Annotated in this window: 9 protein-coding genes; 5 read left to right on the top strand and 4 right to left on the bottom strand. The window is 46.1% G+C overall.

Annotated features, from left to right (window positions below):
• Nucleotides 1-90: 90 nt before the first annotated feature.
• Nucleotides 91-1,518: a glycine--tRNA ligase gene (locus KVT36_RS12835; protein ID WP_217603905.1), complete on the top strand. Its 1,428-nt coding sequence runs from the start codon at nt 91-93 to the stop codon at nt 1,516-1,518.
• 78 nt (nt 1,519-1,596) lie between these two features.
• Here KVT36_RS12835 and KVT36_RS12830 read toward each other — a convergent pair whose 3' ends face one another.
• The gene (locus KVT36_RS12830) at nt 1,597-2,325 is read right to left on the bottom strand and encodes a ferredoxin--NADP reductase (protein WP_217603904.1); all 729 of its coding nucleotides are present in this window, start codon (nt 2,323-2,325) and stop codon (nt 1,597-1,599) included.
• Between the two features lie 194 nt (nt 2,326-2,519).
• On the opposite strand from KVT36_RS12830, the gene mfd reads away from it, so the two are divergent.
• From mfd to KVT36_RS12815, 3 genes are all read left to right on the top strand, one after another.
• A complete protein-coding gene (gene mfd, locus KVT36_RS12825) occupies nt 2,520-5,894 on the top strand; it encodes a transcription-repair coupling factor (RefSeq protein WP_217603903.1) in 3,375 nt (1,124 codons plus the stop codon).
• A 145-nt stretch (nt 5,895-6,039) separates the two neighbouring features.
• The gene (locus tag KVT36_RS12820; protein ID WP_217603902.1) at nt 6,040-6,765 is read left to right on the top strand and encodes an SIMPL domain-containing protein; all 726 of its coding nucleotides are present in this window, start codon (nt 6,040-6,042) and stop codon (nt 6,763-6,765) included.
• A gap of 90 nt (nt 6,766-6,855) precedes the next feature.
• Nucleotides 6,856-7,077 carry a hypothetical protein gene (locus KVT36_RS12815; protein WP_217603901.1) on the top strand — a complete coding sequence of 74 codons (222 nt, stop codon included), beginning with the start codon at nt 6,856-6,858 and terminating at the stop codon, nt 7,075-7,077.
• A gap of 70 nt (nt 7,078-7,147) precedes the next feature.
• On the opposite strand, the gene KVT36_RS12810 is transcribed toward KVT36_RS12815, so the two are convergent.
• From KVT36_RS12810 to KVT36_RS12800, 3 genes are all read right to left on the bottom strand, one after another.
• Entirely contained in the window at nt 7,148-7,609 is a 462-nt protein-coding gene (locus KVT36_RS12810; RefSeq protein ID WP_217603900.1) for a hypothetical protein, read from the bottom strand.
• A 348-nt stretch (nt 7,610-7,957) separates the two neighbouring features.
• Nucleotides 7,958-9,937, bottom strand: a complete 1,980-nt coding sequence (gene gyrB / locus KVT36_RS12805) for a DNA topoisomerase (ATP-hydrolyzing) subunit B (protein ID WP_217603899.1) — start codon at nt 9,935-9,937, stop codon at nt 7,958-7,960.
• A gap of 220 nt (nt 9,938-10,157) precedes the next feature.
• Nucleotides 10,158-11,843, bottom strand: a complete 1,686-nt coding sequence (locus KVT36_RS12800) for a hypothetical protein (protein ID WP_217603898.1) — start codon at nt 11,841-11,843, stop codon at nt 10,158-10,160.
• Nucleotides 11,844-12,022: 179 nt separating this feature from the next.
• Here KVT36_RS12800 and KVT36_RS12795 point away from each other — a divergent pair, with 179 nt between their 5' ends.
• On the top strand, nt 12,023-12,946 hold the full coding sequence (locus tag KVT36_RS12795) for an AraC family transcriptional regulator (RefSeq protein ID WP_217603897.1): 924 nt from the start codon (nt 12,023-12,025) through the stop codon (nt 12,944-12,946).
• The last annotated feature ends 539 nt before the right edge of the window (nt 12,947-13,485 follow it).

Raw genomic sequence — 13,485 nt, 5'->3', positions numbered from 1 at the left:
ATCAATACATTAAAATAATTTTAATCCATTTGTACATCTGCATATTCGCACATTTGCACATTCTCACATTCCCCTTATCTTTGCGCCACTATGGCAACAGATCAGAACAAGTTCCAGGCGATCATATCGCATTGTAAAGAATACGGATTCGTTTTCCCATCCAGTGAAATATACGACGGGTTAAGCGCAGTATATGACTATGGTCAGTACGGTGCTCAGCTGAAGAAGAATATACGTGACTATTGGTGGACGAGCATGACCCAGATGCACGAGAACATTGTGGGCATTGATGCCGCCATTTTCATGCACCCTACTACCTGGAAGGCATCGGGCCACGTGGATAATTTCAGCGATCCCATGATCGATAACAAGGATAGCAAAAAACGCTACCGCGTAGATCACCTGCTGGAAGCGCATGCAGAAACCCTGACCCCGGAAGCCGGCGATGCCCTGTTGCAAAAAATGAACGACCTGCTGAAAGAGAATGACTACGCAGGTCTTAAACAGCTCATAGAATCCAACAATATAAAATGTACCGTAAGCGGTACTAATAACTGGACAGATGTACGCCAGTTCAACCTCATGTTCTCTACCCAGCTGGGTAGTGTAACAGACGAAGCCAGCGAAATATACCTGCGCCCCGAAACAGCCCAGGGTATTTTTGTGTACTTCCTGTACGTGCAGAAAACCGGCCGCATGAAAATTCCGTTTGGTATTGCCCAGATAGGAAAGGCTTTCCGGAATGAGATCGTAGCCCGCCAGTTTATTTTCCGTATGCGTGAATTTGAGCAGATGGAAATGCAGTTCTTCATTCGCCCCGGCTCCCAGAAAGAGTGGTATGCCTACTGGAAAGAGGAACGTATGAAATGGCACCAGAGCCTGGGTACACCGGCCACCAGCTACCGTTTCAAAGACCACGAAAAACTGGCCCACTATGCAGATGCTGCCGTGGATATTGAATATGAATTTCCCATTGGCTTTAAGGAAGTGGAAGGGATCCATAGCCGTACAGATTTTGACCTTAAAAGCCACCAGGAATACAGTAAGAAAAAGCTTCAGTATTTTGATCCGGAAGTGAACCAGAATTACATTCCCTATGTAATTGAAACCTCCATCGGGTTAGACCGTATGTTCCTCTTAACCGTATGCAATGCCTACGAAGAGCAGGACCTGAGCACCCCCGAAAAGGCGGACAGCCGCGTGGTAATGCATTTCCCCGCAAAATTGTCTCCCATTAAGCTGGCTATCTTCCCGCTTACTAAAAAGGATGGTTTGCCGGAATTAGCGCATGAGCTGTTAGATCAGTGTAAATCTTCTTTCTATTGCTACTATGAGGAAAAAGATAGCATTGGTAAGCGCTCCCGCCGCCAGGATGCCATTGGTACACCCTTCTGCGTAACCATTGATCATCAGACCAAGGAAGATAACACTGTTACCATCCGCTACCGCGATAGTATGGAGCAGGAGCGCATTCCGCTGAGTGAGGTAAGGGAGCGGGTGCTGAAGGCTATTCTGTAACTTTTATGTCCACCACGCGCTATGGCGGTTATCCGATTCCCTGGGTAAAGGGCAGTATAGGTTTTAATTGCTGGTCTGTTAGTCGTACAGTTCCAGGTGTATGGCTTTACGGTCGTATCCCAGGTCCAGTATGCGCTGCCTGGCCTCATTGATCATATTCTTCCAGCCGCACAGGAAAAAATTAGCGGGTTTATTGCCGCCTTCAAGCATTTCTTCATAAATAGTATGCACGTATCCTTTACGCCCGGTCCAGCCTGTACTGTCCTCACGGGATAAGGTTGGCAGGTAGTAGAATCCCGGATGTGCTGCCTGCAGTTCTTCCATTTCACCGGGGTATAGCAGGTCTTTAATATAGCGGCTGCCATAAATGAGGTAAATATTTTTATGGGGAATGTTGTGCAGGTGAATGTATTTAGCCATAGACCGGAACGGCGCAATGCCCGTACCCGTGCACACCAGGAACAGGTCCTTATCCAGCACCTCCGGCAGCACAAATTTGCCCAAAGGCCCGCGCAGCAATAGGTTGCTGCCTTCCTTTATTTCATTGAAAAGGTAAGTAGTGCCGGCCCCGCCTTCCAGCAATACGATCACCAGCTCTATTTCATTGCTGCCATTGGGGTGCGATGCAATGGAATAGCTGCGCCATCGTTTATGCTTGTTCTCATGAATGGGAAGGTCCAGGGTAACGAACTGTCCGGGCTTAAAATCAAAAAGGTCCATATCCGGTATCTGTATCCAGAAGCGGCGTGTATTGTAGGTTTCATCTACAATTCTGGTAACCGTGCCGTTGTACCATTGCTCCAGCATATGGGGTGTTTTTGTGTTATTAAATATAGGGAAAAAAGTCCACGGTCCATAGTCCATGGTCCGTTGCCTTTTTCAAAATAAACAAACTGCGTAGCCAAACCCTCAGCCTCACACCGTACTGCTACAATATGCACAAGGCAATGGACTATGGACCATCGACTATGGACCAAAAAATTACTATCTTTGCACCCTTCATGAATCTACAGGGTGTTTTACAGCTTTTTCAACGAGACCCCCGCCTGCAGCAGCTGGTGAAAGGGCTACATATGCCCGCTCCGCAATATTTCCAGCTTACAGGCCTTACTGGCAGCGCTGTTAACTTCCTGGCCGTTACCACCTGGGCAAATATGGAAAATGCTAACCACCTCTTTATTTTAAATGATAAAGAAGAGGCAGCCTACTTTCATAACGACCTGGAACAGCTAAGCCAGGCGCTGGATATTTTCTACTTCCCGGATTCCTTTAAAAAAACCGGGCAGTTCCAGGAGCTGAATAGCAGCCATAGCATGCTGCGTACAGAAGCCCTCATGAAATTTTCAGGCGGTATTATCCGTAAAAAAATATTGGTTACCTATCCGGAAGCTTTATGGGAAAAAGTAGCCGGCTCTGCCGCCTTTAATACCAACATGGTGCAGTTAAAGGTGGGCGATGTGCTGAAGGTGGATGAGCTGCTGGAAAAGCTGGTTGGCTGGGGCTTTCATTATACTGATTTTGTGTATGAGCCCGGCCAGTATGCCGTGCGTGGCGGTATCCTGGATATTTATTCTTTTGGCAACGATAAGCCATACCGTATTGAGCTGTTTGGGGAAGATATAGATTCTATCCGCCTGTTTGATCCGGAAACGCAGCTGAGTGAGCGTAAGCTGAACCAGGTAACGCTGATTGCCAACATGGATACCCATGCTAAAGATCACCATAAAACCGCGCTCACAGAATTTCTGCCGGCCAATACCATGGTATGGATGAAAGACCCGGGTTATGTGCAGGAAGTGATACAGCAACTGGAGCAGCGCCTGGACGATTGGCTGCAAACCGGCAATAAGGTAAAGGTGGATGAAGATGAGGACATGATGCTTACGGAAGATGATTTTGTAAAAGCATCCGTGCTCATGGAGCAGCTGCTGCAGCGCCACTGTGTAGTATTTGGCAACCGCCAATGGTGGCAGGAAACCGGCCGCCCCGCTACGGTTATAACCTTTGAAACGCAGGAGCAGCCGGTGTTTAACCGGCAGTTTGAAATGCTGCTGAAAGACCTGTCGCAGCATAACAATAACAAATACACGTTATTCATATTTGCAGAAAATGCCCGCCAGCTGGAACGGCTGCGCAGCATTTTTGAAGACCTGAAAGCACAGTTCGTTTTCTATCCCATACCCGTAGCCATTGGCCATGGGTTTATAGATCATACCTTAAAGCTGGTATGTTATACAGATCACCAGATCTTCCAGCGCTACCACAAGTACAAGGTAAAACAGGCCTATAACAAGAACAAGGCTATTACCATGAAAACCTTGCGGGAGCTGCAGTCCGGCGATTTTGTAACGCACATTGACCATGGCGTGGGCATGTACAGCGGCTTGCAGAAAATAGAGGTGGGCGGTAAAATGCAGGAAGCCATCCGCATTATTTACAAGAACAATGACCTGTTGTATGTAAACATTAACTCCCTGCACAAGATCAGCAAATACTCCGGTAAGGAAGGTGTGGAGCCGCGCGTGAATAAGCTGGGCAGCGATGCCTGGGATAAGCTGAAGGAAAAGGCTAAGACCCAGGTAAAAGATATTGCCAAGGACCTTATACGCTTGTATGCCGCCCGTAAAGCACAGGAAGGATTTGCCCACTCACCCGATACCTATTTGCAAACAGAGCTGGAAGCCTCTTTTATTTACGATGATACGCCGGACCAGAGCAAGGCTACTGCCGATGTGAAGCGCGACATGGAATCACCACACCCTATGGACCGCCTGGTGTGTGGCGATGTAGGTTTTGGTAAAACAGAAGTAGCCGTACGTGCCGCCTTTAAAAGCCTGGTGGATGGTAAGCAGGCCGCTATACTGGTACCCACTACCATCCTGGCTTTCCAGCACTACAAAACATTTTCAGACCGCTTAAAGGATTTCCCCTGCACGGTTGATTACCTGAACCGGTTTAAATCAGCCAAGGAAAAGAAAGAAACGCTGCAAAAGCTGGCAGAGGGGAAAATTGATATCATTGTAGGCACACACGCCCTGTTAAGTAAAGATGTGAAGTTTAAAGACCTGGGTGTGCTGATTGTGGATGAGGAACAAAAGTTTGGCGTATCAGCCAAAGAAAAGCTGAAGCAGATAAAGGTGAATGTAGATACGCTTACCCTAACGGCTACGCCTATACCACGTACACTGCAGTTCTCCCTCATGGGTGCGCGCGACCTCTCTATCATAAACACACCGCCGCCTAACCGCCAGTCTATTGAAACAGAACTGCATGTATTTGACCATGACCTGATCCGCGATGCTATTTACTTTGAAGCAGAACGGGGCGGGCAGGTATATTTTGTATACAACCGCGTACATGGTTTGGGTGAGATGGCATCCCTTATCCGCGGCCTTTGCCCGGACCTGGCCGTTGCTACGGCGCATGGGCAAATGGAAGGCCATAAGCTGGAAGAGGTGATCCTGGATTTTATAGACCGTAAGTATGATGTGCTGGTATGTACCAACATTGTAGAAAGCGGGGTGGATATTCCCAATGCCAATACCATTATCATTAATAACGCGCACCATTTTGGTTTAAGTGATCTGCACCAGCTGCGCGGGCGTGTAGGCCGCAGTAATAAAAAGGCCTTCTGTTATTTATTGGCGCCACCGGTAAGCACCTTACCGGCTGATAGCCGCAAACGCCTGCAAACACTGGAACAGCACAGTGAGCTGGGTAGCGGCTTCCAGATCTCTATGCGCGACCTGGATATACGCGGCGCCGGTAACCTGTTAGGCGCAGAGCAAAGCGGTTTTGTAGCAGAAATAGGTTTTGATATGTACCAGAAGATCCTGGACGAAGCCATCCGCGAGCTGAAACAAAATGAGTTCCGGGATCTGTTCAAGGAACAGCTGGAGCAAAAGAAAGATTTCGTCAGCGATTGTACCATTGATACCGACCTGGAAATACTGATCCCCGACAGTTATATAGAAAGTATACAGGAACGTTTAAACCTGTACCAGGAATTAGATAACATTACCCAGGAAGATAAGCTGAAGGAGTTTACCGCTGGCCTGCAGGACCGCTTTGGGCCTATGCCGCAGCCGGTAGATGACTTGCTGATCATGATCCGTTGCCGTTGGATGGCCATAGCCCTGGGCTTTGAGAAAATGATGCTGAAAGAAGAAACCCTGCGCTGTTATTTCATTAACAACCCGGATTCTCCTTACTTTGAATCACCCACTTTTAATCATATACTCACCTATGTGCAAACGCGCGTAAACAATGCCCGTTTAAAACAGGTAGGTAAGAATTTTATGCTGGTAGTAGAGCGCATCCGTACTATGACAGACCTGTACAACTTCCTGAAAGCAATGGAAGACGCAAGAAGCTAACTACGCATGTAACATAATCCACCGCCCATCCGTTCCACCCTCCGTAGCATCATTAAAAACTTTTTTTAAACCCTTTATGGAATCCATCCCGCAACCTGCATCATGCTGTTGTAAAAAGGAATACACATCATTTAAAACAAATCATATGAAAAAGGTAATGTTAGTATTAGCCGGATTATTGTTAACAGTAAGCACCTGGGCACAGCAAACAGATAATAAACCTCCTGTAAAGAAAATAGAGGTGAACGGCTCCGCAGAAATGGAGATCACCCCGGATGAGATCTATCTCAGCATCACGCTTAAAGAATACTATCAGTCCAAGAACAAAACCAATAAGGTAGACATCAGCACCCTGGAAAAACAGCTGCAGCAGGCAGTGGCAAATGCAGGCATTCCCAAGGAAAATCTGACCATTGAAAATGTATTTGGTTTCAATCCCGACTGGTGGAGGGGCAAAAAGAAGAACGACCCCGATTTCCTGGCAGAAAAGAGATACCGCTTAAAGCTTAACAAGCTGGATAAAACCAATATTATTCTGGCCGCGGTAGATGAAGAAGGCATCTCTAACGTAAACATTTCTTCCTACACACACAGTAAAATGGAAGAATACCGCAAAGAGGTAAAAATGAAAGCCATACAGGCTGCTAAAGCTAAAGCCACCTACCTGTTAGGCGCTATTGACGAAAGCATTGCCGGTATACTGGAAGTGCAGGATATAAATACAGATAATTACAGCGATGCAGTAAGGCCCATCCAGGTAAATGCATATATGGCACAGGCACGGATGACAACAGAAGCAGCAGAGTCTGACATTGATTTCAAAACCATTAAGATCCGTGCAGAGGTAAGAACCGTGTTTAGCATTAAATAATTAGGTTCTCTTTAACAATAGATGCCATGCTGTGCAATACAGCATGGCATTGTTTTGGTGTAAACATATACGTTACCAAAACCTAATGTTATGCGTAGTCAGATTAAAATCGGAGAATATGCAATAGAGTCCAGTGTTTTGCTGAAAGGTATTGGGCTGGGACTGGCAATTACAGCTGGAGTGCTGGGATGGATGTGGAGAAGAAAGATAGCCGGCAGCGTACAGGAACATGTACGGCACTATAATAGTAATGATAACAACGTATTCAGGAGATCAGGCCGCAGATGGCCGCAGGCAGTGCCTGTTAAGTAACTAAAATAAAAAGCCCCGCCTGGAAAGGCGGGGCGTGTCGATGGAAAAAGATTTCAAAAAAAACGATGATCTAGTTAATGTTGACTTTAAAAGTCCCGTCCGTTAATGGCTTTTCTGTTTCGCCACTTTTACTTAACGTGCCTTGGAAAGTACCCTCGGCACGTTTACTATTAATGCTTGTAATTTCTACGTTTATAGATGATACCCCTATATAACCCGATTCTATTGAATCCGTTACCGGCATCAGTGATGCTGCAGAACCACCATAAGTGCCTATCGGCATTTCACCATCCGGTGAAGTGATCATGAGCTGCATGTGTTCCTTGAAATTATTGGTAACCCCATCGATCACCAGTGTCTTTTTACCGGTGATTACGGTATCAGAGTAGTAAGCGGAGGTGCCGCTGGATACATATTGTTTACCCTCGAATGTAAATGAAAACACCGATTCTGGTTGAGCATCGTCCTTCTTACAGGCGCTGAAGATCATTGCAGCCACCACAAAAATGGCTGCCACTCGGGATAATTTCATAGGTATAGGTTTATCGCTTTATTGCTTTCGGTATAGGTATAAATCTGAGTGCAAGATAGTGATATTTGCAATAAATTATATAAATAACCTATAAGTTTTTTTAATAAAATAACAGTTTCCTCTATAGTTTTTTGATAATCAATAACCTGGCCTTGCTAAATTGGTTCAGCATTATTAACATGTTGAAACGCTTAATTATAGCCGTTTTTCAAGGATGAGTTTGACCAACTTGCTGTCCTTCCACCAGTTGTAGTATTTAGCTAAAACCCGTGCATTAATTAGTATATATAAACAAAAACCCCGGACTTTATGCCCGGGGTTTTATTTATAACGTATAACGATATACGGTTAAGCGTCAATCTTAGCGTATTTGGCATGGGATTCTATGAATTCCCTGCGTGGAGGTACCTCATCACCCATCAGCATACTGAATACACGGTCTGCTTCCGCAGCGCTTTCAATAGTTACCCGTTTCAGCGTACGGTGCTCCGGATTCAGCGTGGTTTCCCACAGCTGCTCTGCGTTCATTTCACCCAAACCTTTATAACGCTGTATCACTACATTCTCTTCCTTACCTTCACCGGCTATGCGGCTTACTGCAGCCCTGCGCTGTTCTTCTGTCCAGGCGTATTCCTGTTCCTTACCCTTTTTCACCAGGTATAACGGCGGTTGTGCAATGTACACATACCCTTGTTCTACCAGGGCTTTCATATAACGGAATACAAAGGTCAGGATCAGGGTTGCAATGTGGCTGCCATCCACATCGGCATCGGTCATAATGATCAGCTTATGGTACCGCAGCTTGGTCAGGTTCAGGGCTTTATCATCTTCTTCCGTACCAATGGTTACCCCCAGTGCGGTAAAAATGTTCTTGATCTCCTCGTTCTCATAGATCTTGTGCTCCATAGCTTTTTCTACGTTCAGGATCTTACCCCTTAACGGTAATATAGCCTGGAAAGCACGGTTGCGGCCCTGTTTAGCCGTACCACCTGCGGAGTCTCCTTCCACCAGGTACAGCTCACATTTTCCGGGATCACTTTCAGAGCAGTCAGCCAGCTTACCAGGTAAGCCGCTGCCGGTTAGCACGCTTTTGCGCTGTACCAGCTGCCTTGCTTTACGCGCGGCTTCGCGGGCTTGTGCAGCCAGCACTACTTTGTTGATCACGATTTTGGCTTCGCGCGGATGTTCTTCCAGGTAAGCATTCAGCACATCTGCAACAGCGCTGTCCACTACACCCATTACATCAGAGTTACCCAGCTTGGTTTTGGTTTGTCCTTCAAACTGCGGCTCCGGCACCTTTACGCTTATTATAGCGCTCAGCCCTTCGCGGAAGTCATCACCCGTAACCTCGATCTTTGATTTCTCAAACAGCTTGTTCTTATCGCCATAGCTTTTGAATACACGGGTAATGGCGCGGCGGAAGCCTGCCACATGTGTACCGCCTTCTATGGTATTGATGTTATTTACGTAAGAGAAAATGTTCTCACTGAAAGAGTCATTGTACTGCAGCGCTACTTCTACCGCTACATTGGAGCTTGGCTCATGCGCTTCTATAAAAATAGGGGTCGGCAGCAAGGAGTTACGGCGGCCATTACGGTCCAGCATCTGCACAAATTCTACAATACCGCCTTCACTGTAAAAAGTTTCACTGACTACGTTGCCCGCATCATCTTTCTCGCGTTCATCGATCAGCTCAATCTTTATTTTACGGTTCAGGTAAGCCAGCTCACGCAGGCGACCGGCCAGTATTTCCCGGTTGTAGATAATATCCTTGAAAATTTCAGTGTCCGGCTTAAAATGTACAATAGTACCTGTATCATCAGCCTCACCGATTTCCCGTACACCATATTGCGGTGCGCCACGGTGGTATTCCTGTTCAAATATTTTTCCTTCGCGGTGTACGGTTACGTGCAGCACAGAGCTTAATGCGTTTACGCAGCTTACACCTACCCCGTGCAAACCACCGGATACCTTGTAAGTGTTCTTATCAAACTTACCACCCGCGTGTAATACGGTCATTACTACCTCCAGGGCTGAACGGCCTTCCTTGGTATTCATACCGGTAGGAATGCCACGGCCATCATCTTTACAACGGATGGAATTATCTTCGCAAATGGTAACTTCAATATTCTTACAATAGCCGGCAAGCGCTTCATCTATGGCATTATCCACTACTTCATACACCAGGTGGTGTAACCCTTTAACACCAATATCGCCTATATACATGGCCGGCCGCTTGCGTACCGCTTCCAGGCCTTCCAATACCTGAATACTATCCGCATCATATGTGTTGGTGGCGGCAATTACTTGCGTTAATTCTTCGCTCATATCTTGATGTAAAAATGCTAATTGATTAAATGTCTCGTGAATTGTGCAAATATACGAAAAATGGGCCTTATTTCAATAAAAAACAGGCAGTTTTTGGGTGGCATGGATGCCTTTTTTTAATGCAGGTACACGGCAGTGCAGGGGTGTGTATAGATGGTGTACAAATAAAATAAGAATATGAGGATAATATCAGATTTTTCAATTATTCATAAGTACATTTTTAGAGCTTAATATTTGCAGCAATAGCAGTTTCTTTTACACCGGTAAACAACGTTTTCCAAACCAGGTTAAAGAACGATTTTTGTGGATCGCGTGTATACTTCACATGGGCTACTTTAACGGGCTCCCCATTATCTGGAGGGTTGCTGTCATTAATGGCAATGGCATTGGCAAACAGGCTAAGCAAGCCTTTGCGCTTAAGCTGGTGTGTATCATCATCCTTTTTTAAGATGCTTATTTTTAAATGGTCGTATATCATCTTCACTTCAGCAGTAGCACTTTTTTCATTACCCTGCATGCTGAAAGTAAGGTCATGTATCTGGGCCGATTTTACCTCAACCAGCGCTAGTGGCCTTGTTACAGGCGTAAGCTGCCGCCCGTCCATATCCTTTAGCTGGCCGGTAATGGCAAAAGCGCCATTGGGCTCCCCCAATAAAAAATCAAAGCGCGCCCGCAGCATACCGCTTTGCATAAATACGGCATCCATATCCGCCACCAGGTGTTTATTCTTTGCGATCATGGAATCAATGTTGGTAAGGTTCCGGAAAACACCATGCACCTGTTTAAACAGCAGGGTGCCTGTTTGCAGCGATTTAGGATTCACCTCTGCATAAGACAGCTCCACCTTTTTGCCTATCAGCGTATCCACATAAACAGCTACTGCCAGCTTTTGCAGCAGCTGATGCGGGAACTGCCCTGTCTTGATCTCGCCGGAAGGAGGCAGGCTGCGGTTATGATAAATATCAATGCTGCCATTTTCAATTTCCACATGCCTTGCCCACAGCTGCTGTTGTTGCAGCAGGGCATAGGGCTGCAGCTCTTGTACAAGAATGTTATTCAACCGTACATCATAACGGTCGCGCTGGTATTTTACCTTACGGTCAAATGCAGCCTTTTCATAACGCGGCTCTACGCGGAACTGGCCCAGGTGCAGGGTACGTTCTGCGGCATTATAGCTCACATCCCGTACGATCATCCAGTACAGGCTATCTTTTGTACGATGCCGGTAAGCGCGTAAATGTAGCTCATAATTGCGTGCATATAAGAACCTGGATGGATCTTCCATAGCTACAGAATCGATCAGCAGGTCCTTTACGTGTATGCTCAGGCGGTGTAGCTGGGTAATGATCAATCCACTGTCTTTTTTGATATACGTATATTTCAGATTAGTGCTGTCCAGCCGCAAAGAGCCGATGGATAAGGATCTGATGCGGGCAGATATATTTTCATATGCAGAACGGTGACGGCTGGTATCTACATTCCGCGCATTTTGTTCCAGCACAATACTGGGTTTTTCCAGCACCAGGGATCCGGCGCTTAGCTCCTTTTTCATAAAATACCGCCATGCCTTGAAGAAGCTCACGGATACACGGTCTGCACTGAAAGAATATAACATGGAAGGCGCTTTTTGCTGCGCCTGTAAATGATGGTAAACCGCGGTATCCGTTATCAGGCTTACACTGTCAATAGTAAGGCTGCCACTGAGAATATTCAGCTTTACTTTTTTATAATTGAGCACATACAGGCTGTCCGACATTTCTGTTGTATAATCTTTTAACTGGCTGCGTAGCTTATTGCTCCAGTGCCGGCTCAGGTATAAACCCGTACCCACAATTACTAACACTAACGCCCCTATGACAATAAAGATTATCTTGAGAAACTTTTGCAGGCGGGAAGAATTTTTCATAACTTTTAGTAGTACGAAATCCATACCAAGGGCATTCATAATGAATATGAAAGGGCTGGTGGAGCCTGCTGTGTATTTTAATCCACAACTATCACCCGATTGTCATTGTTACCCCACTTATTTGTTAAGTAAATGTGAATCCATAAATTTGTGAGGTTTTTAATTACAGTTAATTGGAGATGAAGGAGCTACAGGACATATTATCACTGGCCATACCACAACCGGCAATGAGCGACCAGCTGCAGCTTGCAGAGCAGGATGCCGTAAGCGTACCGGATTGCCTTGATTTTACCCTGCAGCGCTTTACTTACGATAAACCTTTGCCCGTTGAGGATGTAGCCATGGTGGTGTACCAGCCGGCCAAAAGAGGCCAGTCTGCCGCCGTGGAGCTGCGTTACTGCGTAGCCGGTAACCGCTACTGCCAGAACCCTTCCTGCACAGATGAGCTGTGCGCCAAGGGCCAGAAAGGCAACTGTAAGGAAAAGGTAGCCTCTGTAGATATGATCACCGTGCGTTTTCAGCCTGCCTTTATCCAATCCCTGCAAAAGGGCGCTACCACTACTACCTTATTTGAATTACAATCCCGCAAGCCTTTTGTAAAAACCATACAGCCCTGCACCAAATCCAAATCGGTGCTGGAACAAATGGTACATCATAATTACGAAGGGGTGCTGAAGCATATTTTCCTGCAAAGCAAGGCGCTGGAGCTGCTGTTATTCAGCTCCGACCAGTTCATGCAAAATGACCCGGACGAGCGTTATGGCTGCCGCTTCCTCACCCACATGGAGGACCGGGAAAAGATAGAAAAAGCCCGCAGCATTTTGCTGGAGCAGCTGGATGCCCCCATTACCATCCGCGACCTGGCCCGCCGGGTAGCTATGAACGAGTGTTATCTGAAAAAAGGCTTCAAAGCTATGTACGGTACCACTATTTACGATTACTTCCAGAAAGAACGGATGGAAAAGGCCAAGAGCCTCCTGTATGAAAAAGGAATGTCCGTTTCTGATGTAGCCATTCTCATGGGCTATTCCTGTATTTCCCACTTCTCTACCGCCTTTAAAAAGCATACCGGCTTAAAGCCCTGCGAGCTGCTGCTGCGCTAAATTAATGAGCAGCTATACAAATAAATGCGCTGATATGCTGACGTGTAATACACTGGATTTACCAGTGTTAACCGGCGCATAGCTACCTTACCGGTACACATTTACCTAGTCCCTTGCATGCCTGCATATCCGCACAACTCTATAATTGCATATTTATCAATTAATTAATTAAGCCATCCACCCTTCATTCTCACATCTTCCCAACCTTTTCCCTTTTCGATCATTTCTTTTCCCGATTTCGTAAGCACCCCCAGATAATTCGGCGTTTCTTTGTATCACGATCGGCAGATATCTATCCCGATTTTATAAGCTTCCTTATCAGATTTGACCATTGGAGGGAGGCTTACCAGGCATAAAAAGTGAGTAAAGCCATACATTCTTGCACAATCTTCAAACACCAATGACCTTAGTGCATATTGCCGGTAAGTTTCCCGCCATTATACAAAAAAGCCACCGCAGATATGTAATGCCCCCATAAAGTTGGACACTTTATGGGGGCATTTTTTATGGATAAACGAGGCAAATACAGTTTTAAGGAG

The organism is Chitinophaga sp. GbtcB8, from assembly GCF_019091455.1.
Classification (GTDB): Bacteria; Bacteroidota; Bacteroidia; order Chitinophagales; family Chitinophagaceae; genus Chitinophaga.
Note: the sequence above shows the minus strand (reverse complement) of the source record. Positions and strands in the feature narration are given on the sequence as shown.

Coding starts and splice junctions, on each gene's coding strand:
- KVT36_RS12820 (WP_217603902.1), top strand. CDS start 6,040: ATGAAAAAGGTAATGTTAGTATTAGCCGGATTATTGTTAACAGTAAGC.
- KVT36_RS12815 (WP_217603901.1), top strand. CDS start 6,856: ATGCGTAGTCAGATTAAAATCGGAGAATATGCAATAGAGTCCAGTGTT.
- KVT36_RS12800 (WP_217603898.1), bottom strand. CDS start 11,843: ATGAAAAATTCTTCCCGCCTGCAAAAGTTTCTCAAGATAATCTTTATT.
- KVT36_RS12835 (WP_217603905.1), top strand. CDS start 91: ATGGCAACAGATCAGAACAAGTTCCAGGCGATCATATCGCATTGTAAA.
- KVT36_RS12795 (WP_217603897.1), top strand. CDS start 12,023: ATGAAGGAGCTACAGGACATATTATCACTGGCCATACCACAACCGGCA.
- gyrB (WP_217603899.1), bottom strand. CDS start 9,937: ATGAGCGAAGAATTAACGCAAGTAATTGCCGCCACCAACACATATGAT.
- KVT36_RS12830 (WP_217603904.1), bottom strand. CDS start 2,325: ATGCTGGAGCAATGGTACAACGGCACGGTTACCAGAATTGTAGATGAA.
- mfd (WP_217603903.1), top strand. CDS start 2,520: ATGAATCTACAGGGTGTTTTACAGCTTTTTCAACGAGACCCCCGCCTG.
- KVT36_RS12810 (WP_217603900.1), bottom strand. CDS start 7,609: ATGAAATTATCCCGAGTGGCAGCCATTTTTGTGGTGGCTGCAATGATC.